The organism is Ellagibacter sp., from assembly GCF_048412355.1.
Taxonomy (GTDB): Bacteria; Actinomycetota; Coriobacteriia; order Coriobacteriales; family Eggerthellaceae; genus Ellagibacter.
This window is the reverse complement of record NZ_DBFSAP010000020.1, coordinates 67568-89841: the sequence shown is the minus strand read 5'-3', so window position 1 is coordinate 89841 and position 22274 is coordinate 67568. Positions and strand designations below refer to the sequence as shown.

Annotated in this window: 18 protein-coding genes, 1 pseudogene and 1 riboswitch; of the genes and pseudogenes, 8 read left to right on the top strand and 11 right to left on the bottom strand. The window is 62.4% G+C overall.

Going from position 1 to position 22274, the window contains the following annotated elements; all coding sequences use genetic code 11:
* Positions 1-234: 234 nt before the first annotated feature.
* Entirely contained in the window at positions 235-1494 is a 1260-nt protein-coding gene (locus ACMRQN_RS02915) for an IS30 family transposase (protein WP_418733747.1), read from the bottom strand.
* 380 nt (positions 1495-1874) lie between these two features.
* On the opposite strand from ACMRQN_RS02915, the gene ACMRQN_RS02910 reads away from it, so the two are divergent.
* The 3 genes from ACMRQN_RS02910 (at position 1875) to mscL (ending at position 5591) form a co-directional block, all read left to right on the top strand.
* The gene (locus ACMRQN_RS02910; RefSeq protein WP_418733746.1) at positions 1875-3839 is read left to right on the top strand and encodes a fructose-1,6-bisphosphatase; all 1965 of its coding nucleotides are present in this window, start codon (positions 1875-1877) and stop codon (positions 3837-3839) included.
* A gap of 7 nt (positions 3840-3846) precedes the next feature.
* The gene (locus tag ACMRQN_RS02905; RefSeq protein ID WP_418733745.1) at positions 3847-5034 is read left to right on the top strand and encodes a cysteine desulfurase family protein; all 1188 of its coding nucleotides are present in this window, start codon (positions 3847-3849) and stop codon (positions 5032-5034) included.
* A gap of 119 nt (positions 5035-5153) precedes the next feature.
* The gene (gene mscL / locus ACMRQN_RS02900; RefSeq protein ID WP_418733744.1) at positions 5154-5591 is read left to right on the top strand and encodes a large conductance mechanosensitive channel protein MscL; all 438 of its coding nucleotides are present in this window, start codon (positions 5154-5156) and stop codon (positions 5589-5591) included.
* A gap of 95 nt (positions 5592-5686) precedes the next feature.
* Here mscL and ACMRQN_RS02895 read toward each other — a convergent pair whose 3' ends face one another.
* The 5 genes from ACMRQN_RS02895 to ACMRQN_RS02875 all read right to left on the bottom strand — a co-directional run bounded on the left by ACMRQN_RS02895 (position 5687) and on the right by ACMRQN_RS02875 (position 10574).
* Positions 5687-6661, bottom strand: a complete 975-nt coding sequence (locus ACMRQN_RS02895; protein ID WP_418733743.1) for an L-lactate dehydrogenase — start codon at positions 6659-6661, stop codon at positions 5687-5689.
* An 83-nt stretch (positions 6662-6744) separates the two neighbouring features.
* Positions 6745-7155: a pyridoxamine 5'-phosphate oxidase family protein gene (locus ACMRQN_RS02890; RefSeq protein ID WP_418733742.1), complete on the bottom strand. Its 411-nt coding sequence runs from the start codon at positions 7153-7155 to the stop codon at positions 6745-6747.
* Positions 7156-7227: 72 nt separating this feature from the next.
* Positions 7228-8028 (bottom strand): energy-coupling factor transporter transmembrane component T family protein, encoded by an 801-nt coding sequence (locus ACMRQN_RS02885; protein ID WP_418733741.1) that lies wholly within the window; start codon positions 8026-8028, stop codon positions 7228-7230.
* Positions 8025-9977 carry an energy-coupling factor transporter ATPase gene (locus ACMRQN_RS02880; protein ID WP_418733740.1) on the bottom strand — a complete coding sequence of 651 codons (1953 nt, stop codon included), beginning with the start codon at positions 9975-9977 and terminating at the stop codon, positions 8025-8027. The genes ACMRQN_RS02885 and ACMRQN_RS02880 overlap by 4 nt, the downstream gene beginning before the upstream one ends.
* A 3-nt stretch (positions 9978-9980) precedes the next feature.
* On the bottom strand, positions 9981-10574 hold the full coding sequence (locus ACMRQN_RS02875) for an ECF transporter S component (protein ID WP_418733739.1): 594 nt from the start codon (positions 10572-10574) through the stop codon (positions 9981-9983).
* Between the two features lie 144 nt (positions 10575-10718).
* Positions 10719-10889: riboswitch (FMN riboswitch) on the bottom strand.
* A gap of 685 nt (positions 10890-11574) precedes the next feature.
* Here ACMRQN_RS02875 and ACMRQN_RS02870 point away from each other — a divergent pair.
* Positions 11575-12624, top strand: coding sequence for an inorganic phosphate transporter (locus ACMRQN_RS02870; RefSeq protein ID WP_418733738.1), 1050 nt, complete (start codon positions 11575-11577; stop codon positions 12622-12624).
* 193 nt (positions 12625-12817) lie between these two features.
* On the opposite strand, the gene ACMRQN_RS02865 is transcribed toward ACMRQN_RS02870, so the two are convergent.
* From ACMRQN_RS02865 to ACMRQN_RS02850, 4 genes and pseudogenes are all read right to left on the bottom strand, one after another.
* On the bottom strand, positions 12818-14248 hold the full coding sequence (locus ACMRQN_RS02865) for an MATE family efflux transporter (protein WP_418733737.1): 1431 nt from the start codon (positions 14246-14248) through the stop codon (positions 12818-12820).
* 134 nt (positions 14249-14382) lie between these two features.
* Positions 14383-15087: a class I SAM-dependent methyltransferase gene (locus ACMRQN_RS02860; RefSeq protein WP_418733736.1), complete on the bottom strand. Its 705-nt coding sequence runs from the start codon at positions 15085-15087 to the stop codon at positions 14383-14385.
* 36 nt (positions 15088-15123) lie between these two features.
* Positions 15124-16812 carry an NAD(P)H-dependent oxidoreductase gene (locus tag ACMRQN_RS02855; protein WP_418733735.1) on the bottom strand — a complete coding sequence of 563 codons (1689 nt, stop codon included), beginning with the start codon at positions 16810-16812 and terminating at the stop codon, positions 15124-15126.
* Positions 16809-16904 (bottom strand): annotated as a pseudogene (locus tag ACMRQN_RS02850) (hypothetical protein); the annotation flags it as partial. The pseudogene ACMRQN_RS02850 and the gene ACMRQN_RS02855, both read right to left, overlap by 4 nt.
* A gap of 507 nt (positions 16905-17411) precedes the next feature.
* Between ACMRQN_RS02850 and ACMRQN_RS02845 the strand changes: the two are divergent.
* The 3 genes from ACMRQN_RS02845 (at position 17412) to ACMRQN_RS02835 (ending at position 20333) form a co-directional block, all read left to right on the top strand.
* On the top strand, positions 17412-18092 hold the full coding sequence (locus ACMRQN_RS02845) for a hypothetical protein (RefSeq protein WP_296059595.1): 681 nt from the start codon (positions 17412-17414) through the stop codon (positions 18090-18092).
* Between the two features lie 138 nt (positions 18093-18230).
* Positions 18231-19490 (top strand): MFS transporter, encoded by a 1260-nt coding sequence (locus tag ACMRQN_RS02840; protein WP_418733734.1) that lies wholly within the window; start codon positions 18231-18233, stop codon positions 19488-19490.
* 30 nt (positions 19491-19520) lie between these two features.
* On the top strand, positions 19521-20333 hold the full coding sequence (locus tag ACMRQN_RS02835; protein ID WP_418733733.1) for a rhomboid family intramembrane serine protease: 813 nt from the start codon (positions 19521-19523) through the stop codon (positions 20331-20333).
* A gap of 491 nt (positions 20334-20824) precedes the next feature.
* Here the strand turns inward: ACMRQN_RS02835 and ACMRQN_RS02830 are convergent, their stop codons facing one another.
* The gene (locus tag ACMRQN_RS02830) at positions 20825-21034 is read right to left on the bottom strand and encodes a hypothetical protein (protein ID WP_418733732.1); all 210 of its coding nucleotides are present in this window, start codon (positions 21032-21034) and stop codon (positions 20825-20827) included.
* A gap of 79 nt (positions 21035-21113) precedes the next feature.
* Here ACMRQN_RS02830 and ACMRQN_RS02825 point away from each other — a divergent pair, with 79 nt between their 5' ends.
* Positions 21114-21815: a LexA family protein gene (locus ACMRQN_RS02825; protein ID WP_418733731.1), complete on the top strand. Its 702-nt coding sequence runs from the start codon at positions 21114-21116 to the stop codon at positions 21813-21815.
* Positions 21816-22274: the final 459 nt, after the last annotated feature.

The window sequence follows — 22274 nt, the reverse complement described above, 5'->3', positions numbered from 1 at the left end:
GGTTGATTTTCATCTCTAGCCGGACACTTGCGGCATAAATAGAGTTTTCGCAGTTAGCAGGACGGGCGCGTGAGCGCCCGTCCTGTGTTTTCCCAGGTCGATATGGCCCGGTCTGCGGCAAATCGGGGCGTTCGGTTGAGTTTTGGGCATAGCTCCGCCTTCCCGTCTGGGTCGGATTTCAGACTCATCCGGACGGGCTGGAGGGCCTTGCCTATTCGGTTTTCCGGGCGCCGGCTACGGCACGAGCGGCTCCTCGCCTCGCTCGCGGCGGGCGGCCTCGATGGCCCCGGCGGTCATGTCGAGCCCGCCGTAGGGGACTTTCTCGACGCCGAGCGCGTCGAGCAGCTCGCGCCCGTCGTCGCCCAGCGCGGCCAGCAGCATGTCGATGGCGCACATGCCGCCCAAAGACGGCCTGGGCTCGGAGTTCAGGTGGGACATCAGGACGGCGCAATCGCGCCCCGTGAGCCGGTCGAAGCTTATGCCGCGCCGCTTGGGCAGCAGCTTGCGCAGCTCGACGTGGTTGCGCTCGCATCCGCCCTTCTGCTGGGACTGCCGGACGTCGCAGTAGTAGACCGAGCAGCGCCTGGCGGACGGGTCGAGCGCGGAGCGCTCGATGCCCCCGCAGTCGGAGAACTCGACGCCGTTATCGGTCAGGAGCAGGGAAAACAGGCGGGCGAAGGCCCTAGGCGCGGCTTTCTCGAGCATATCCAGCGCCGATTCCGTCGACGCCGCGGCCTTGTCGGGCATCAGCAGCGCGAGCTGGAGCCTGAACGCCCTCAGGTACAACGTGAGCAGGCACCGCCGGTCGGACGCGAGCCCGACCACGGTGTCCATCTCGCAGGCGGCGGCGCGCTCTTCCTCGGGCAATTCCATGAACGCGGCGAACGAGCGCGCCTCGCCGTGCGCCGTCGATTTGGGCGGCGCCGAGTGGGATCTCGGCTTGTAGCCGCACTTGCGCCGCAGCTCCAGGTCGCTCATGCCGGCGTAGCCGCGCTCGATCCACCGGTATATCGTCGATGGGGACGCCCCGACCTCGGCCGCCCTGGCCAGCGCTATCTGCTGGGGCGACAGGCCGCGGGCGATGTCCGCCCTGACCAAGCCCATCACGCGCTCGAACTCGGCCTCGCCTCGGTCGACGCCCATTCTGGATTCCCGCAGCTCGGCGTCGGCGAGGGCCTGCGCCCTGGCCGCCGAGTACTCGCAGCGCCAGGGCCGATTGCAGTGGTACCTGCGGAGCCTGCACCCGTTGCAGCAATGCGGCCACGACGCCAGCTTGGGGCAGGCGTCCTCGGGCTCGCCGGCGACGCGCCCTCCCTTGTTCGGCCCGCGCGAAACGGTTCGGTTGCGGGCCACCTCGTCGGCCACCGTCGACGGCGAGCGGCCCAGATCGCGGGCCATCTGCCTGCACGACTTGCGCTTGTCCAGGCCGTTCTCGATCGCGGCCCGGTCGGACTTGTCCAGCCTGCGGTACGCCTTCGTGGGCTTTTCCTCCATGCTTCTTCCTTTCTCTCGGGAGGGCCTTCGGCCCTCGCCTCCAGAAAGGAATTCTCGAACTCAGCCGGACATGTCCGGCTGAGTTCGAGAACGAAACTTAAGTGTTCGGATGAACTTGCAAATTAACCTTTTTCTTTGCCGTGATGTCGCGGCCTTCGAAGGGGACGTGGGTTGCGGCGGGTGTAGCAACTGGGGCTTTTCTAGCTGACTTCACCATTCCTTCACAACTTATCGTCGATTTTGTACACGACCTTGCTCGGGGCCCTTTCCGCGTGCCAAGGACTCGCCGAGCAATCTTGCCTTTGCTATATCGCTCATTCCCGCGAGCGCAGAAACCAGGTACCATGAAATTCGTACGCGCACGCAAGAAGGAGGAGCCCATGGAAGCCGGCGAAAAGCGCTATCTCGAATTGCTTTCCCGATCGTTTCCCACCATCGCTGAGGCATCTGCCGAGGTCATCAACTTGTCGGCAATCTTGAATCTCCCCAAGTCGACGGAATTCTTCGCTTCCGACATCCATGGCGAGTTCGAAGCCTTCTCGCATATCCTGCGCAACGGCTCAGGCTCGATCCGCCTGAAGGTCGACGACGTGTTCGGCGACACGCTCTCCGACGCCGAGAAGCGCGCGCTCGCCACGCTCATCTACTACCCGCGCGAGAAGGCGAAGCTTGCGCTATCGCAGGTGGAAGACGAGTACGCATGGTACGCCGTCACGGTGCCGCGCCTCGTCGCGGTCTGCAAGCGCGCCGCCCGCAAGTACACGCACTCCAAAATCCGCCGCGCCGTGCCAAGCGAGTTCGCCTACATCGTCGAGGAGCTTTTGACCGAGGATCGCCACGGTGTTGACAAGGAAGCCTACTACAGCGCCATCATCGATGCGGCGGTGCGCACGGGCCGCGGCATCGCGCTCATCGAAGCGCTCTCGACCATGATTCAGCGCCTCGCGGTAGACCAGCTGCACATCATCGGCGACATTTACGACCGCGGCCCCGCGCCGCACACCATCATGGACACGCTCATGGCGTACCATTCTGTGGACATCCAGTGGGGCAATCATGACATCGTGTGGATGGGCGCCTCGCTTGGCCAGCGCGGTTGCATCGCGCACGTGGTGCGCAACTGCGCGCGCTACGGCAACCTCTCCATCCTGGAAGACGCCTACGGCATCAACATCCTGCCGCTCGCCACGTTCGCGCTCGACGCCTACGCTGACGACCCGTGCGTCGGGTTCGCGCTCAAGGGCAACCCCGACCTTCCCCCCTCCGAGCTCGAGATGAACGTGAAGATCCAAAAGGCGATGGCAATCATCCAGTTCAAAGTGGAAGGCCAGCTCATCGATGAGAACCCGGCTTTCGGCCTCGATGAACGCAAGCTTTTGGACAAGATCGACTACACCCGCGGGACGGTGATGCTCGACGGCACCGAGTACGATCTCACCGACAAGGTCTTCCCGACCATCGACCCGGAGAACCCCTACGCCCTCACACCTGCCGAACAGGACGTGATGGAGCGCCTCGTCGCCGCGTTCACCGGATGCGAGAAGCTCCGCCGCCACATGCAGTTCTTCCTGGAAGCGGGAAGCCTCTACAAGGTGCACAACGGCAACCTGCTCTTCCATGCCTGTGTGCCGCTCAACGCCGACGGCTCGCTCAAGGAAGTCGACGTCTACGGCAAAACGTACAAAGGCCGCGCGCTCTACGACGTGATGGAGCGCCACGTGCGCGCCGCGTTCTTCAGCCATGACGAGGAAGAACGCCGTCGCGGGCGCGACATGCTGTGGTATCTGTGGCTTGGGCAGGGCAGCCCGCTGTTTGCGAAAAGCAAGATGGCCACCTTCGAGCTCTACCTCATCGCCGACAAGGCTGCGCGCAAGGAAGTGAAGAACCCCTTCTACACCCTGATCGACGACGAGGCTGTGGTCGCGAACATCTTCCGCGATTTCGGGCTCGACCCGGAAACGTCCCATATCATCTGCGGGCATGTTCCCGTGAAGGTGAAAGATGGCGAAGATCCCGTGAAATGTGGCGGCAAGGTCATCATGATCGATGGCGGTTTCTCGAAGGCATACCAGCCGACCACGGGAATCGCCGGCTACACGCTTATCTCGAACTCCTACGGGTTCATCCTGGCGGCCCACGAGCCTTTGGAATCGGCCCAGGCCGCGATAGAGAAGGAAATCGACATCCACTCGTCCCGACATATGGTGGAGCAGGTGAAGAAGCGCACGCTCATGGGGGACACCGACGAGGGGCAGCAGATGAAGCGCGAAATCGCAGATCTTGAGCGGCTGCTCAAGGCGTATCGCACGGGAGAGATTCCAAGACAAGAGCAAAAAGGTGAATGAAACCGCTATGAGCCATTCAACTGAAAGCTACCTCGACAACGCGGCGACCACGCCTACGCGTCCCGAGGCCATCGAGCGCATGAACGAGGTGATGCGCGACGCGTGGGGAAACCCCTCGTCGGTTCATGCCGTGGGAATGCGCGCGAAGGAAGTCCTCGAGGAGAGCCGTGCCACTATCGCCTGTGCGCTCGGGGTCGAGCCTGGTGAGGTGTACTTTACTTCGGGGGCTACCGAATCGAACAACCTTGCCGTCCGCGGTGTGTGCTCGGCGCGTCGCGACAACCCCGCCAAGATCATCACCTCGACGCTCGAGCATGCGTCGGTCACGCGAAGTGTGCGCGGTATGCGCCGCGAAATGGATTGGCCGGTCACCTATATCGATGCGGTTGATGGCAAGCTCGACCTAGGGCAACTGCGCGATGCGCTCACGGAAAGCCCCACGTCGCTCATCACTATCATGAACGTGCAGAACGAAGTGGGCTACATCTTCCCCTCGGCGGAGATTGGCCGCATGCGGGACGAGCTTGCCCCCGACGCGCTCTATCACGTCGATGCCACCCAAGCGTTCGGCAAGCTCTCCCCGAAACCGCGCGAATGGCACGCCGATTTGGCATCCGTCGCCTCGCACAAGATCGGCGGGCCGCGCGGTGTCGGCGCGTTGTACGTGCGCGACGGCGTCAAGCTGCACACGAACGCATTCGGCGGCGGGCAAGAGCGCGGGCTTCGCTCAGGCACGGAGCCGGTATTCCTTGCTGCGGGTTTTGCGCGTGCTATCGAGTTGGCGCAGGCCGAGCATGAGGAAACCCTCGCGCATGTGCGCGCACTGAACGCGCAGATTCGCGCCGAGCTCGCGCGTCTTGTTCCCAACGCCATCGTGAACTCGCCCGAGGACGCGTCCCCCTTCATCGTGAGCGTGAGCGTGCCCGGGCTGCGCAACGCGAAGTCGGTCGCGTACCTCAGCGACCGCGGCGTTTACGTGTCGCGCGCATCGGCGTGCGAATCGAACCACGAGCACGTGGCGGCCGGTACCTGGCGCAAGAAGCATCCGCTATCGCTCCAGGCGGCGGGCATCCCGCTCTCGCAGGGCAACACGACGCTGCGCGTGAGCTTCTCGGGCGCGACGACGGCGGACGATGTCGCGCGCTTTGTGGCAACGCTTGCGGAATGCAATGCAGAGCTCGGGAGCCGCAAATAGCAATTGACGGGGAAGCGTTCGGCGCGTGGCTATCCGCCGCACCTGGGGCATGCAGCGATTTTTGCTATAGTATCTCGCTGTAAGTTCGCACGCTTTCTTTTCAATCGATTGGGGAGGACATGAAGAAGTTCCTAGGGGAATTCAAAGACTTCATCAACCGCGGCAACGTGATGGATCTGGCCGTCGCCGTCATCATCGGCGGCGCGTTCACGGCCATCGTGACGGCGCTCACCACCAACATCATCAACCCGTTCATCTCGTTTATCGCAGGCGGCACTCCGGGCGAGATCTCGGGGCTGGTGGTGCCGGGCACTGAAATCGATTTTGGCGCCTTCATCTCGGCGGTCATCAACTTCCTCATCGTGGCGTTCATCGTGTTTCTGCTGGTGAAAGCCGTCAACAAGGCGCAGGAGGCCGCCGACAAGCTTGCAGGCAAGGAAAAGGAAGAAGAAAAGAAGCCGCCCGTGTGCCCCTTCTGCCTGGAGGAAGTGAAGGAGGGTGCGACGCGCTGCCCGCACTGCACCGGCGCCTTCGACGAGCCCGCGAAGAGCGAATAACCTGGTAATACGCCCCTAAGCGAGGCGCTTGCCATCAAAAACGCGGCCGCATCTTCAAACGGGAAAGTGCGGCCGCGTTCGTTTTGCAGGTCAGTTTACAGGTCGAGCTGCTCGATGACGCCTTTGAGCATGTCGGCGGACTCGCGCAGGCGCACTTGCTCGTCTTCGGAGAAGGGCGCGGGAACCTTGTACTCGATGCCTGCGGCGCCAACGACGGCGGGCATCGAAAGCGCGATGTCGGAAATGCCGTACTCGCCTTCCATCAAGTTCGATACGGGAAGAATCGGCTTCTCGTCGCGCACGATCGCCTCGCAGATGCGCTTCACAGACATGGCGATGCCAAAGTAGGTGGCGTGCTTCTTCTCGATGATCTCATACGCCGAATTCTTCACGTCGGCCTCGATTTTCGCCATGGTTTCGACGCTGTGCTCGCGCCCGCGCAGGCGGCTGAACACGTCGATCGGGATGCCCGAGACGTTTGCCAGGCTCCAGATGGCGATTTCGGAATCCCCGTGCTCGCCGACGATGCGCGCGTGGACGTTGCGTGGGTCGACGCCGAGATGTTCGCCGAGCACGTACTTGAAGCGTGCGGTGTCGAGCACCGTGCCCGACCCGATGACGCGGTTCGCGGGCAGCCCCGAGAGTTTGAGCGCCACGTAGGTGAGGATATCGACCGGGTTCGACACGACGAGCAGGATGCCGTCGAAACCGCTTTGCGTGATTTGCGGCACGATTGATTTGAAGATGCTGACGTTCTTGCTAACTAGATCAAGGCGCGTTTCGCCCGGCTTTTGGTTCGCACCCGCCGTGATAATCACGACGCCGGCGTCGGCGATGTCAGCGTAATCGCCCGCGTAGATGTTCGCCGGCGATGCGAGCGGCATGCCATGCGCAATGTCGAGCGCCTCGCCCTCGGCGCGGTCGTGGTCAACATCGATCAGCACCATTTCGGAGAACAACCCGCTTTGCATCAGCGCAAATGCGGATGCGGATCCCACGAACCCGCATCCCACGATGCCAACTTTGCGGAAATTTGCAGGCCGCGTGCCTGCCTCGGTGCCGTTTGCCATGAGCTGTTCTCCTTCGTCGAATGTCGTTTCGCTATTGTGCCACAAAACGGCCGTCGGCCCAGGGCAGCGCGGCGGTAATTCATCTAGAGCTCTACGGGAACCCATTCCTCATGGTTGCAAATCCAAGCCTGCGGTTCCTCCACGCTGAAGAACGTGAGCGTGGGGTCGTTTGGCCCATCGTAGGTCTCGCCAAGCCCGCTCAAATGCGCGAAGCCGGCGTAGCGGATGCCGTCGTTGACCTTGTCGTCGAGTCCCGCGCGTCCGCGGAGGATAAGCCAACCGTGTCCCGGCCACCATGCCGTCGCCTCGAACTTCGGGTTCGCGACGAGCTCGTCCCACACGTCCTTGGTCGTCGCGGTGCAAAACCAGATCTTGCCGTCCTGCTCGGCGGCGAAGCTGAAGGGGCGCACGTGCGGCTGGTCGTCCACGCTCGTGGCGAGATACCACGCGGGCACGGCGCTTAAGTACTGCAGGATCTTCTCGTTTCCAGTCATGAGGGTTCCTTTCCTTAAACGGTAGGGTACGAAATAATCTACGGGGAGGAATGCTAATTCGCCCCGACAGCCTTACAGCAGGATGTTCACCGCGATCACACAGGCCAGAAGGACGGCGATAAGCCCGCAGGCGACGCCGTCGCGAGGGGCGAAGCTGAGCGGATGGAGCCTCGTGCGCCCCTCCTTGCCGTGGTAGCAGCGCGCCTCCATTGCCGCCGAAAGCGTCTCGGCGTGGCGGAAAACGCTGGTGAACAAGGGAGTCATGAGCGACGAGAGCATCTGCACGCCGCGCACGGGGCTGGTCTTGAGCCCCGCACCGCGTGCAAGCTGTGCTTCGCGAATGCTCGAGAACTCGGTTGCGAACTGCGGCATGAAGCGCAGGGCGATGCCCATGATCATGCCGATCTCGTGTGCCGGCACGCCAAAGCGCGCGAAGGGGGAGAGCAGCCGTTCAAAGGCCTCCGTCAAGTCGAGTGTCATCGTGGTCAGCGTGACGAGGCTCATTCCCGCCATCATGAGCAGCAGCCGGCAGGCGATGAGCAAGCAGGTGAGCACGCCCTGTTCGCTTATGCGAATGAACGCCCATTCAAAATAGACGGGCCCTCCCTGCACGACGAACAGGTTCATGATCGATGCAATCACGACGATGAACATGAGCGGCGCGAGCGAGCGCAAAGCCTTCCTTGCGGGAATGCGGGCGAGGGCGTAGGCTCCCACCACGAGCAGCGCCACGGGAATAAGCGCAAGAAAGGACCTCGCGTTCAGGGTGATCACGATGAACGCGCACCCGAGCAAAAGCTTCGCGCGCGCGTCGAGCTTGTGAATGGGGCTTGTGCTAGGTACATAGCTTCCGAAAGAAAATCCGCGCATCATAAGAGACCTCGCAGACAGGAGACGATCGAGTCTTCGGTGGCAAGCCCCTCGTGCGCAACGGCAAGCCCGCCTTCGCGCAGAAGGTTCGCGAAATGCTCGGGCGAGGTGGTCGCAAGCCCAACGGCAGTCAGCTCGGCGGCGCGAGAGAACACCTCGGCAGGCGTTCCCTCCATGAGGAGCTTTCCTTCGCTCATGACCGCAACACGGTCGCAGAGATTCGCAAGGTCGTCCATATTGTGGGACACCATAACCACGGTGAGCCCCTCTTTGTGCAGGTGAGACACCATGTTGAGGAACGATTTGCGCGCCTTGGGGTCGAGCCCTGCGGCGGGCTCGTCGAGCACGAGCACCTCAGGCTCCATGGCGAGCACGCCCGCAAACGCCACACGGCGCTGTTGGCCGCCCGAGAGCTCGAAGGGGCTGCGAGCGGCGATTTCCTCAGGGTCAAGCCCTACGGTGCGCAGGGAGCGCTCGACCCGCGCAGAGACCTCCTCTTCCGAAAGGCCCAGGTTGCGCGGCCCGAAGGCGACATCTTCCGCCACGGTTGCCGCGAAGAGCTGGTTCTCGGGGTACTGGAACACCACGCCGACGCGCCCGCGCACGTCGTTGGCGGCGCCCTTCTCCGCGACATCGCGCCCGAAGGCGACGACGCGGCCGTTTGTGGGGTGCAAGATGCCGTTCATGTGCTGGATGAGGGTCGACTTGCCCGAGCCGGTATGGCCGGCGATGCCTAGGAACTCGCCTTTGCACACTTCGAGGGTTACGTTGTCGAGCGCCCAGAGCGCTTCGGGGGAATTGCCCCATTTTGCCTGCTTAGGGGCTGGTTTTTTGCCGGCTTTGCGCTGACGGCGTGCCTCGGCGGAGTCGTAGGTGAACGATACGCCCTCAAACTGGATAAGCGCATCGCCGCCCGCGGGCGCGGTGGAAGGTGCGGAAGTTTTCGTGCAGCTGGTCGAATCCTCGCGCACGGCCGCCGCTTCCGCAGGCGAGCCCTGGGATGCCACCTCATCGTGCGCGCTTCGGCGCTCGGCATCCTCACTATCGCCGCTGCAAGCTTTCGCCACACGTGACCCGAACAGGGAAAACACGCTTTTCGCAAGCTCCTCTTCGGTTACGGCGGCGGCCACGGGGACGCCAGCTCGACGCAGCGCCTGGGAAAGCTCGGCTGCGAAGGGAACCTCCAGGTTGAGGGCGGAAAGTGCATCGACATCGACAAGCACTTCCTGCGGCGTGCCGATGCGCGCCACTTTCCCCTCATCGAGCACGATGACGCGGTCGGCGAGCGCGGCCTCCTCCATGAAGTGGGTGATCATGACGACGGTCATGCCTTGACCGTTAAGCGAGCGAACGACGCGCATGAGCCCCTTGCGGCCGCGGGGGTCGAGCATTGCGGACGCCTCGTCCAAGATGAGGATCTCTGGGTTCATCGCAAGGGCACCCGCGATGGCGACGCGCTGCTTCTGCCCGCCGGAAAGAGCGTGCGTCTCGTGCTTCTCAAATCCTGAAAGGCCGACGTCTTTAAGGCGCTGCGTCACGCGTTTCCGCAGCTCGGCGGTGGGAACGCCGAGGTTTTCGGGCCCGAAAGCCACGTCGTCTTCCACAAGGGAGGCGACCAGCTGGTCGTCCGGGTTCTGAAATACCATGCCTGCGCTCTGGCGAATCGCGTAGGTGTGCTGGCGCTCGGAGGTGTCCATGCCGCAAACCTCCACCCGCCCCTTATCGGGAACGAGCAGCGCGTTCAGATGCTTCGCAAGCGTCGATTTCCCCGATCCGTTGCCGCCGAGGATGCACACGAACTCGCCGCGCTCGATCTGCGCGCTTGCGCCCGAGAGTGCGAACGCCTCGCCGTCGTAGGTGAACGAGACGTCGCGCACGCAGATGATGGGCGCCTCGGCGGACGCGGGGGCGGAGTTCTCGGCGGGTTCTTCGGGCAGAGGTTTCCCAGTCATGGCTTAGCGGCCTTTCACCTGGTTCTTCTTCGGGGTGATGAGGTTCGAGATCGCCTTGTATACGATAAGCGTCAGAAGCGAGTTCAGCACGGTTTTGATCAGGTTGAAGGGCACGACGGCGGGAAGCAGAAGCGGCATGATGACGTTAACGCTGCCATACCAGAACGCCACGCCGATCGTGAGGTTCGTGATGATGGCGCCGACGGTCGCGCACACAACGCCCACGATGAGGCCGAGAACGGCGCCTTTCAGGGTGTGCATCTTCTTGTAGATGAGCGCCGCGGGGACGACGAAGAACAGCGTCGCGCAGATGTTCATGAGCGAGCCGACCCATTCGCCCAGGATAAGGCCGTGAATCACCGCCGCGATCGCGCCGACGACGAAGCCTGCGCCCGGGCCGAAGGCGAAGCCGCAGACCATTGCGGGCATAAGCGAGGGGTCGTAGGTGAGGAAGGGCGCGGCCGGTAGAAGGGGGATCTGGATGAAGGAGAACAGCGCGGCGATGGCGCACATGAGCGCCATGGTGACAAGCTGTCGCGTGCTCCAGCGGTTCGTGTTCTCGAGTTCGACCTGCTTGGTTGTTTGTGTGGCTGACATGGCAGCCTCCTTTTCGCAAGGTGGGTTTCTGCGGGTCCGCTTCTCACCCTGCACAAAAAAGCGGGCCCGTATGAATTCCTTTGCATACGGGCCCGCGAATACGCATCAACGACACGCCCGGCAATTGCCGCGGCGCGCTGCGATTCTCTGCCTCTTCCATCCGGACTGTAACCGTTGGTCCCGGATTCTCACCGGATCAGCCAAGCGAACGAAGCACGGTGGGCGCCTCATCTGCTCGGGTCGCGGACTTCCAGCTTGACATGCTGCCTTCTGGTTACCGCCAGTGGGGAATCTCACCCCGCCCTGAAACAGAATTCATCTAGTCCGTATTGTATGTGCGAAGGCGACAGGCTTCAACCTCTCTGCGGAAAGTTTTTGGAAAAGGGAAGTGATAGGGTGATTTGAGGCTGGCGGCCCGCATGCCCCGTGTCGCGAAAACGGGTCATGCGAAGAAAAGACGCGCCCCTTTCCAACCTTAACTTGGATGAAACGCGCGGGAAACATGCATCGAGTATCTTTGAGGTGTCGACGCGGGAGGCCGCGCGGAAAGCGTCTGCGCGAAGCCTCGCGGTAGCGGCGAAATGCAACGTTGAGCGATTACGACGTAACGCAAGACCGCACGACGATGAACACCCTAAGGCGGCTCTGCGGCACGATGCCCCCAACCCACGTGCCGCACCCGCCAATTTCTTTTGCTGTGCAGTTGCTGCACAGAAACGGGGCCTATTTGCTCGTTTTTTCGAAGGGGAAGACCCTCGACCGCGCACAAGACGTTCCCGCTCCCCGTGGTTCTCGGTGTCAAGGGTTTGCCTGCGAGTCTCCGTCGTCGGCAGGTTTTATGCACGTTGCCGATATTGCAACCTTGCGTCCCCAGGCATGCTCTACATTGTTAAGGCTGTGTAAAATGCGGTCTGCATGAGGCGGCATGCCTCGTGATTGACACGCACGGGACCAAGACGAACTCCCGAAAGGGCGTTCAACAACATAGACGGGGTTGCACGTGGCGCTTACGTTCGTAGATTTTCTTACCCAGGCGATGGCTCAGCCCATCCTGTTCGTGATTTTGATCCTCGTCATCGGCGTGACCGCCGTTTCCGGCGCCACCGACGCGCCGAACGCCATCGCGACGGTCGTTTCCACGCGCTGCCTCAAGCCGAATACTGCGATTGCCCTCGCGGCTGTGTTCAACTTCGTCGGCCTGGTCGGCATGACGTTCATCTCCACCGCTGTCGCGAAGACGATGTTTGGGATGGTCGACTTTTCAGGAGACACGAACGCCGCGCTTTTAGCCCTGGTCGCAGCTATGATAGGCGCCATCGCATGGGGCATCATCTGCTGGATTTTCGGCATCCCGTGCTCGAAGTCGCACTCGCTCATCGCCGGCATCACCGGCGGCGCCATCGCGCTCAACGGCTGGGCGGGCGTGGTTCCCGCCGAGTGGGCGAAGGTCATCTACGGTATGGTGTTTTCCCTGGTCGCAGGCTTTATTTTGGGCTGGTTGTTCACCAAGGTCATCGAAGCGCTCTTCCGCAGTGTAAACCGCATCTACGCGAACCGCCTGTTCGTCATCATCCAGGACCTGTGCGCTATCGCGCTGTCGTTTCTCCACGGCGCGCAAGACGGCCAGAAGTTCATGTCCATCGCCATGCTCGGCGTGGCCTTGTCCTTCGGCAGCTCGACGCCCGATTCGAGCGGCTTCCCGATGTGGATCATGGTCGTGTGCTCGGCGGCCATCTCGCTCGGCACCGTCGTCGGCGGCAAGCGCATCATCAAATCCGTCGGTATGGATATGGTGAAGCTTGAGAAGTACCAGGGCGTCGCCGCGAACTTCTCGACCACGTTCACGCTTCTGTTCGCGAGCCTGACGGGCATGCCCGTCTCCACGAGCCACTGCAACACGTCCGCCATCATGGGCGTGGGCGCTTCGAAATCGATTAAGCGCGTGAACTGGAGTATCGCGAAGAACATGCTGCTCGCTTGGATCATCACGTTCCCCGCATGCGGCGTCATCGGTTTCGTTCTGGCGAAGCTTTTCATGATGTTCGCGTAGGCACATGCCCGTCTTGGGTTTGCCTGCACCCCGACATGTCCCGGTTTTGGGTCTAACTTCGATCTCTTTGCATAGGTAAGGGGTCCCGCGCCGCAACGAAGAGCGCGCTCGCGTGCACTGGCGCTAGGCTCGAGCGGTTGCGCCCCCTTTTCGGGCGCAACCGCTTATTCATTTTGCAGCGTTTATTCCCCTGTTACGCGGCGGCGCTGGAACGCGCTGCCTGCTTCTGCTTGCGCGCAGCGATCTTCGCGCGCTCCTTCGCGTAGGTGCGCTTCCTTGCGAAAAGGTAGAGCGCGATCATCGTGGTGCCGGTGACGATCCAGGTCACAGGGTAGATGTTCAGCAGCGCCTCGAAGCTGCCGAGCAGCGGGAACAGCGTGAAGACATAGATGACGCGCAGCACGCATGACCCGATGATGACGACGACTGTCGGAAGGATTGACCATCCCATGCCGCGCAGCGCGCCTGCCGTTATCTCGTAGGTGCTGGGGAGGCATTCGAGCAGCTCGACGTGCCATAACCTCGTGGTTGCGAAAACGAGGGCGCCCGCCTCGGTGGTGAAGATGCTCAGGCCCGTGTTTCCCAGGCTGACGAGCGCAACCGACACCGCAAAGGAGAGCCCGAGGGAGAGGCCCATCGACCAGGCGACGATTTTGTCGCAGCGTGAAAGGTTCCCTGCCGCGAAGTTCTGCCCGACAAAGGTGATGGCGGCCTGAGAAAACGCGTTGATGATGAAGTAGGTGTAGTACTCGAAGTTGAGCGCAGCGGTCGAGCCCGCGATCGCATCGGTGCCGAAGCTGTTGATCGACGTCTGAATGATGATGTTCGATACCGCGAACACGACGCCCTGCAAACCCGAGGGCACGCCGATGTAGAGAATCTGGTGCAGGGCCCGCTGGTCGACGCGAAGCTCCCGCACGTTCAGGCGGAAGTCTTCCTCTTCGTGCATGAGCATCACAATCACGATCGCCGCGGCGAGTGCGTAGGCGGCAACGGTGGCGGCGGCGACTCCCGCGGCGCCCAGGTGAAGGACTGACACGGCGAATATGTCGAGCACGGCGTTCGCCACCGCGGAGATGGCGAGCGCATAGAGCGGACGCCGCGTGTCGCCCTTTGCGCGCAGGATTGCCGAGCCGAAATTGAACACGAGGAAAAAGGCGACGCCGGCGAAATAGATTCGCAGGTAGCTAACCGATTCGGCGCGCGCTTCGTCGGGGATCCCCACGCTGTCTACGAGGAAGCCTGCGATGGCGATGCCGATCACGGTTACCAACACGGCGGAGACAATCGCGATCACCGCGGTGGTGTGCACGGCGGCGCGGATTTTCGAGCGGTCGCCTTGCCCGATCCGTATGGCGATCGTTGCGTTCGTGCCGATCGAGACTCCTACGAAAAAGCTGATGAACAACGCGACCAAGGGCGATACGCCGCCGATTGCGGCGAGCTCGGTGGAGCCGAGGAGGCGTCCGGCGACGATGGCGTCGGTTGAGTTGAACAGCTGCTGGAAGATGCTCGAGAAGGCCAGCGGAATGGCGAAGAGGAAGAGCTTGCCCACAAGCGGCCCATGCAGCATGTCGATGCTGTTGCGGTTCGCCTTCTTCTCCACAGTGTTTTGCGACGACATTCGAAATCCCCCAGATATCTCAATCGCTTGATAGTGACGCGCTCGCGCATTCGCGTTATTACGCCCGCGCGCAGTCGCCGAATTTCCTTTCTACCGCGCTGCGGGAGGTTGCGCAAGGGAGAAGCGGTGTGAAGTTAAGCGAGCGGTACCTTTATGCTCGCGGGGGTGATGACGTCGTAGCGCACCGCTTTGCCGGCGAGCGAATGGCTCGGCTTCACGCCCGCGAGATGCGGGCCTTTCGCAGGGCGCTTCACGACCACTTTGCGCGGGGAGGCGGAAATGGCTGCGGCGAGGAGCGCCCCTTCGTTTTGGCAGGGCGCTTCAAGATGGTGGATGAGCTGGAACTTCTTCTTCACGGCGGCGCTCTTGCGGCGCTCGGGGAACATGGGGTCAAGATAGATCACGTCGGGCGTGTCCCCAAGATGGGTCATGGCCTCGATGCTGTCTTCCTCGAAGAGCTCCATGCGGCGCGCGATGTCGGCGAGCTTAGGGTCGGCCTGCGCACGGGCGAGCGCGTCGCGCACGAGGGCCGCGATGGTGGGGTCCGACTCGTACATGCGCACGCGGAACCCAGCAGCGGCCAGGAGAAACGAGTCCTCGCCAAGCCCTGCCGTAGCGTCGATCGCCCACGGCTCGGTGCAGCCGCGGACCTTTGCCGCACGGACGAGGAGCTCGCTTGCAAGACGGCCCTTCCGGACGCGGGGGAGCAGCTGCGAGAAGTCGCCGCGAAGCTCCATCCCGCCGCCGACGAGGGCGAGCCCACGCTCGTCGCGCTGAAGCGACGCGGCGCAGGCCTCATCGCTTTCCGCTAATTCGATCTGTTGGTTGCTTTTCCTCATGGGATAGCATTCTAGCGTGTTTTTCCCGATAATGCGCTATCCGCGGGCAACGTGGCGGGGGTACCACTTTTGGAACCATGCGGTGAAGACGCCCATCAGCGCGGGGAGGACCGAGTTGATCGCGCCGACGAGGCTGGCGGCGTCCGTCTGCATGATGTAGTACGTCCAGACGGGCGTGACCAGGTAGAGGATTCCCCACGCTGCGGTCAGGATGCGGTTCGTCCTCATGAAGATCGGGTTGCGCAGCGCCGCGTCGCCGTTGTAGCTGTTCTTCGAGTAATGCGCGGTCAGCGGCACCTTCGTGAAGCAGGAGAGCGTCCAGATCAGCCCGAACAGAAGATACGATGCGGGAATCACCAGGATGGGAGGGGCTCCTGCCAAAAGCGCGACGGAGCACGCGCCAACCCCCAAGCCCGAGATCTGGTCGTAAAGGGTGGCCTTCGTTCGATGCATCAATACGGGCAGCAGCGCGCATACCGCCACGCTGGCAAGACTGCCCCAGAAGCCGTCGATGGAGGCTGCGATCCAAAAGACGATCCAGGGGATGAGGAGCAGCATCATGTTGGTTTTCGGCTCGGCCTCGTTCTTGGCGTGCGCTGTCGTGCTGCCCGCTGAGTCCGCGTCCGTGCCCGCGTCCATGTTGCCCGTGCCGCCCGCCGTGCCTGCGTTCGCGGCCCCGAAATACTCATCCCAGTGCATCATCAGGTCGAAGTCGCCCTCGACCGTGTACAAATGCCTCATGAGCGCTTCGTCGCCGGCGATCTCGCCGCTGGCAATCGAGCGCCAAACGCTCAAGGGGGTGTTGATCTGCGTGGTGCAATCCGAGGCAAAGCCCTCGACGGGTTTCTCCTCCACATGGCTTCCGCGCTCGCCAAGGACGATGCGGTAGGTCTTGCCGATGTCGGTGTAGTTCATGTCGAGCACGACGTCGCGCCCCGGCCACGCCTGCCTGCGATAGAGGGCTGCCATCTGGCGCGTGAACACCAGGCTGGGATCTTCCTTCTCGCCCGACTTGCCGACTCCCCAGCTCGCGTCCGCCATCGCCTCGAAGACGTCGCGCGGGAACAGGTTCTGGTCAAGCTTGCTGCGGGTCTCCTCGCGGATGCCGTCGCGCGCGAACTCCTCTCCGGCCTTCCTGACCCAGGAAAGGTACTCGTCGGTGCGCTCCGCCAGCTCGCCCACGCGGAAAAGCTCGCCCTGCCCGCAGAAGAGCGCGGTGTAGCCGCCCTTTCCGCAAAGCCGGTCGAACAGGTCGGTTACACCGCCGTAGTTTCCCTTCGCGGTGTAGAAACCGCAGGTCGAAATCACGACCGTGCGCTTGCCACTCATGTCATAGCGCGACGGGTGCCCGCCGTTTTCCGCCTCCGCGCTCATGAAGGGGAGCGACATGGGAAGCTGCCGATCAATCAGGTTCTTCAGCGGGCCGGGCAGCCCGAAGTAGTACAGCGGGAAGCTCCAGATAACGACGTCGGCCCACAAAATCTTCTCGATGACACCCTGCATGTCGTCGCGGATGCAGCATTTTCCCGGCGTCTTGCTCCAGCAGGAGAAGCAACCCCGGCAGGGCTTGATGTCGAGCGCGCCGACGCTCAGGGTCTCGATTGCGGGCGCCTGCCCGTGGGCACCTTCTTCTTGGGCAGTGATTCCTTGGAGGAAAGCGCTGGTCAGACGCCAGGTATTGCTTCGCTCGCCCTTGGGGCTGCCGTTGATTGTCAGGATTCTCATTTCGCGCTCCTCAGTTCGGCGGCGCAGTGCTCGGCCCAGTCGATGTGCATCTGCAGGCTTCTTCTGCCGAAGTCGGCGGTCATCTTCCAGTACGGGCTTCGGTCCTCAAGGCCGAGCTCGTCTTCGAATTAGTCGATGATATACCACAAACGGAATATGGGAAGAGGCCGCCAGGTAAATGTTGCGTAAGGTCGAAGCTGTGCCGCGCATTTTCAAAGGGGGTCCTGCCAGAATTCGGGCAGTTTTCATCATATCGGGAAGGCGGGGCTTGGGGGAAGGGGAGGTCCATCGAGAGGCATGTCTCGCTGACCTGGCATTATGCTTCTGTGCCGCCCGCACTCGCTTGCCGCAGGAATCGGACAGCGCTTTGCGAGCGACCTTCGGTGATGAAAACCACCCGATTTCTGGCAGGTTGGGGTGGCTTTTGTGACACGCCTCCTGCTTTTGGCGGCCTGAGCTCATTCCGTGGAAGACGGCGCAGCACGTTAGCGCTAGAATTGGTGCAATTGTCTCAAGGCCCAGGGCAAAGCTCCAAGCCCAAGCCCCAACCCCAAGCCCCGCCCGAGGCCAAAGGGAAAACGAAACCAGAGGAGAGACACGTGGCACAGGACTTCTTCGACCTGCTCTACAACGGCTATACCGGCGAGTACCAGCTGATGAGCTCGCTGTACCGCAACGGCCTCGACGCGCTGCGCCCGCCCGCCGACATGGGAATCGATGTGGTGTCGCTCAACCTCAAGCAGCAGCTCGAGCATCCCGGCACGGCTCCCGAGACGTTCTTTTTCCAGGTGAAAACGGCGGTGACGAACGTGAGCGAGGCTGCCGACCGTCCCGGCGCGATCGCGACGGTGGAGTTCAAGCTCAAGCAAAGCGAAGTGGACCTGCTCGCCTGCTCGCGCGACCGCGCGCTGTTCTGCTACGTCTACAACTACGAGGCCGATTCGCTCACGGACGCGTTCGAAGCGCCGTTCATCTGCTTCTGGCTCGACGGTACTCTCCTCGAGAAGGTTCGCAGCGGCGGCGCGTTCTTTCGCAAAGAGGGCGAGCCTAAGCTGACGCTCGCCTGCCAGCTGCGCAAACCGAAGCACGAATACGGCCACTGGCACGCGGTGGTGGTGGACGAGAAGGGCAGCAAGGTCGAGGGCGGCTACCTCGGCGTTGTCGGCGGCTCAGGATACCCGGCAGACGACGAGGCGGATCACTACAGCGTGGTCGGCTATCTCAAGTACGCGCGCAGCTGCTCGGGTGTCGCCGAGAAGTCGGACTCTCCGACGCAATAGAAGGGGAAATTTGCCCAGTTCGTGGGCTTCTTGGCCGAAACATGCCCGTGTGCTGTGCAAGGTGCTAGCATGGTGGGCAGGATTCGACGACGAAGGCGCCCGCGCGGCGCCTTTTTCAGGAGAGGAGGCCGCAAGGATATGTCGACGGGTGCGATCAAGCGACACTACGAGAAGGTGATCGCGGCATGTTGCTTCCTCATCCTGTTCACGAACGTCGGCCTGCCCTCCACCTCGTTTTCCGTGTTCCAGCCTTATCTGGTCGATCTGCCTGGCGTTGGCAACACCGGCGGCTCGATCATCATCTCGGTACGTACGTTCGTGTCGCTGATTGGCATGCTCGTGGTCGGGCGCTATTATGACCTGCTCAACTGCCGTATCGGTGCGTTTCTCGCATCGCTGTGCGTCTGCGCGGGCTTCTTTCTCTATTCGCAGAACACGGGAAGCTTCATCGGGCTGTGCGCGGGCTCGGTGTTCACGGGGCTCGGGTACGGCTTGGGCGGCATGATTGCCTCGACGATGCTGATCAACCGCTGGTTCCGCTCGAACGTCGCCACGGTGGCGGGCATCGCGGCGGTCGGGTCGGGGGTGGCTGCTGTCATCTTGCCGAACGTGGCGGTTGCGCTCATCGGCACGTACTCGCTTTCCGCGGCGTTCCTCTTCGAGTCGGCCCTCGCGCTTGTCCTCGGGGTGCTCGTCTTCTTGCTTCTGCGCAACTATCCGCGCGACCTGGGGCTTGAGCCTTACGAAGCGCCCGAGGGGAAGAAGGCGGGCAAGCCCGGCCGCGCCCGCGCCGCTCGTCGCAACCGCAACGTCCCCGCGAAGCTCGCGCCGCTCGTGCTGGTCGCAATGACGTTCGTCGGCTGCATCTCCGTCGGCGGCACGAGCTATCTGGCCGTGCTGTTCACCTCGGAGGGCTTTTCCGCCGAGGGTGCGGCGGCGCTCGTGGCGCTGTGCGGCGGCTGCCTTACGGTCGCCAAGCTCGCAAGCGGGGTCGTGTTCGACCGCGTCGGGACGAAGCGCGGCTCGATGTTCTTTTTCGCCCTGTTCATCGGCGGCACGCTGTTGCTCTGTTTGTCGGATATGGGGAACGTGGGGCTTGCGGGCGTTGGCGTGTTCCTTTACGGCCTCGGGCTCTCCCTCGGCACGGTGGGCATATCCGTTTGGTCGATCGAGCTCGCGCCGAAGGGGCGCGAGGCCAAGACGATCAAGAACTTCCAGCTCTGCTATGCGCTCGGCGGGTTCATCTTCACGTTCCTCCCCGGCTTTTTGGCAGAAGCGTTCGGAACCTATCTTGTTACGTACGTGATTTTGCTCGCGATGATCGCGTTCGCCGCCATGGTCGTCGTGGGTGTGTACCTTTTGGGAGACCGTCGGGTTTCTGATAGCATACGTTCGTAACACGCAACGGTTCCACGACAAGGAGCGGCAATGACCGACGATCCGATCACCTCACCTGACGCGCAGCAGGCGCCGGTATCTCCCGCGGGCACGCGACCTGCGCCCATTACCGACGAGCAGCTCCGCGAGATGATGCGCGACGAGGAACCTTCTTTTCTCGAGCGCAACTCGGGGCGTGTGGTGACGCTTGCGCTGATTGCGGTGAACGTGGTGTGTTTCGTGGCGGAGATGCTCATCTCGGGCACGGGCCAGGACATCTCGATTCTCACATTGGTCCAGATGGGAGCCATGTACGCCCCGATGGTGCAAGGCCCTGCCGACCTGTACCGCTTCGTTGCGCCCATGTTTTTACACATGGACCTCATGCATCTTCTGTTCAACATGGTCGCGCTCTACAGCGTGGGCGAGCTTTTGGAACGCGTGCTTGGGCGCGGGAACTTCCTTTTGCTCTATTTCGTCGCGGGCATCACGGGCAATGTTGGCTCCTACGCGGTCGACATGGCGCAAGGTGGCGGGCTGTCTGTTTCCGCCGGTGCCTCGACAAGCGTGTTCGGCCTGTTCGTAGCTGTGGCGCTTCTGTGCGTCCTCGTTCGCGGCAACCGAGCGGTCTTCCGCGACTTCTCGAAGAGCATGCTCTCGATCATCGCGGTGAACGTCATCTACACGCTGCTTGTGCCGAACATCTCGATCAGCGGCCACCTGGGTGGTGCCATCGGCGGCGCGATTGCGATGCTGCTGCTTCCTGCGGCGAGCCTTCGCACCCCGCGTTCGGTCCGCATCGTCGTGGCCGTGCTGTGGGTGGGGGCCGTCGCTGCCGTCCTCGTCTGGGGCGGCGTTTTCTAGAAAGCAATCGATGGGAATGCGGCGTGCTGTGCGGGATGAGCCGCTTTTGCTGGATGCGCTCCCGCTGTCGCTCGCGTTGCGCCCGCGCTTGCCGAGCGCCTCTGTTGCGCGAGCGCGCATCGCGCGGGCGCCTGCCCTGCCGATGCGCGCTGGTTCGATCGTGTCAGTTTTCGCGCAGGTAAAAGCTTGCGAGCTGGATGCCGTAATCGTAGCTGGAAACCGCTTCGAAGATGCCCGCCGCGATAGAAGGTTACGAATTTGTTTCGGCGGGCGCGCCGATTGGATGGCTCGGGTGCGGGGAGCCTCGCTTGTCGGGGCGTGGGCTTGGAGGCTTGGCTTCGAGGTGTGCGCGCCGACTGGTGGGATAATTTGGCGCCTACGAGCGAGGGGTTGCGTCGGGGCATGTGATGGTTTGGCGCCTATGAGTTTGGCGTCGTGGCTCCGGAGCGCTTCGAGAGCATGCTTGGCGCCTGCGGGTTGTTGCCTTGCTGCTATGCGCGAAGGGACTCGAACGCGCCTTCGATGAGGGCTTGGCCTGCAGAGCCCATCGCGCAGGCGAGGGCTGCGAGCTCGTTTAAGGTGAGCGTGCCAGGGTGGCGCTCCACTTGGGCGTATTCCGATATCGGCAAATCGATAGCGTCCGCACATTGCTGTGTCGTTAGCCCCGATATCTCGCGTGCGCGCGTGAGCCAGTTTTTCACGCCGCCTCCCTTCCCGTGAATTTGGCGCTATTAAGTTTAACGGGTAACAAGGCCTCGTCAATCGAGGGAATATGCAAGTTTGGTAGCATTGTTGCGGCAATGGGAGGTGCGCGTGGGCGATACGACGGACAATGCGATCGGCAACAACATCAGGGCGGTGCGCGTTGATGCGGGGCTGACCCAAACCGAGTTTGCGAAGCGCCTCCAAGTTTCTCAGACCACGGTTTCGTCGTGGGAGACGGGCAGCTCGCAACCTCGTCGCAGCAACCTCTTCATCCTGCTCAGCGAATTTCCCGGCCTCACCCTTGAGGATATCAACAGCGAGAAGAACGGTTTTGCTCGCCGGTCTCTTCGCCGCTCGAGCGATTCGCAACCTGAGCAAGCGCCATTGCTCGGGCGCGTGGCTGCGGGAGCTCCGCGCGACGCGTTCCCTATCGAGGAATACGTCGCTGTGCCGCATTCGCTGCACGAGCGTTACCCGAACGCGTTTTTCCTGCGCGTGTCCGGCGAATCGATGAATCGTGTGCTGCCGAACGGCTGCCTCGCGCTCGTTGTGCCCGAGTCCGAGGTGGTCAATGGGCACGTGTATGTGTTCGGGACGGAGAGCGGCGACTTCACGGTGAAGCGTGCAAGCGTCACCGAAGACCGCATAACGCTCATGCCCGATTCCTACCTTCCCGGATACGAGCCGATCGAGTTCACCCGAAGCGGCGAACACCCCCTCCCGCGCGTGATCGGACGGGTGGTGTGGTTCACCATGCCGGAGAGATTCCGCGTCTAGCTCTCACGGCCGGCGGACGTTCGCGCGCCCTCTTCTCGCAATCCCAGTTTAAAGGACGCGAAGGCAAGTCGCCGTGCCGCGTGCGCCAATCTTCCTGTAAAGGCGCGGCGGGTGCGTCTTGGCGGGGCAGGCGCGTTTGGGTGGGGCAGGCGCGTCTTCGCCGCCGCTGCGAAAACGGCCGCATGGCATCGGTTGCCTGGAAATCGTCTTGGTCCCGTTCCTCTCTTATCTCGAAATCGACTCGTCGTGGACAAAAACCACCGATATGTGAGGAGTTGCACTAGGGAAACTTTATGTTGAAATTTCTGAACTGGGAAAATGCGTGAGGCGAGTTCGCATATCTCCTCCTTCCCCTTCGAAAGGCACACATATCGGCCTTTATTGTCCACGACTTCACGAATTCGGGAAAGAAGCTTGCTCGCGCGGCGCCGATTTTGATGTGGGGGCGCGGTGGAAGTG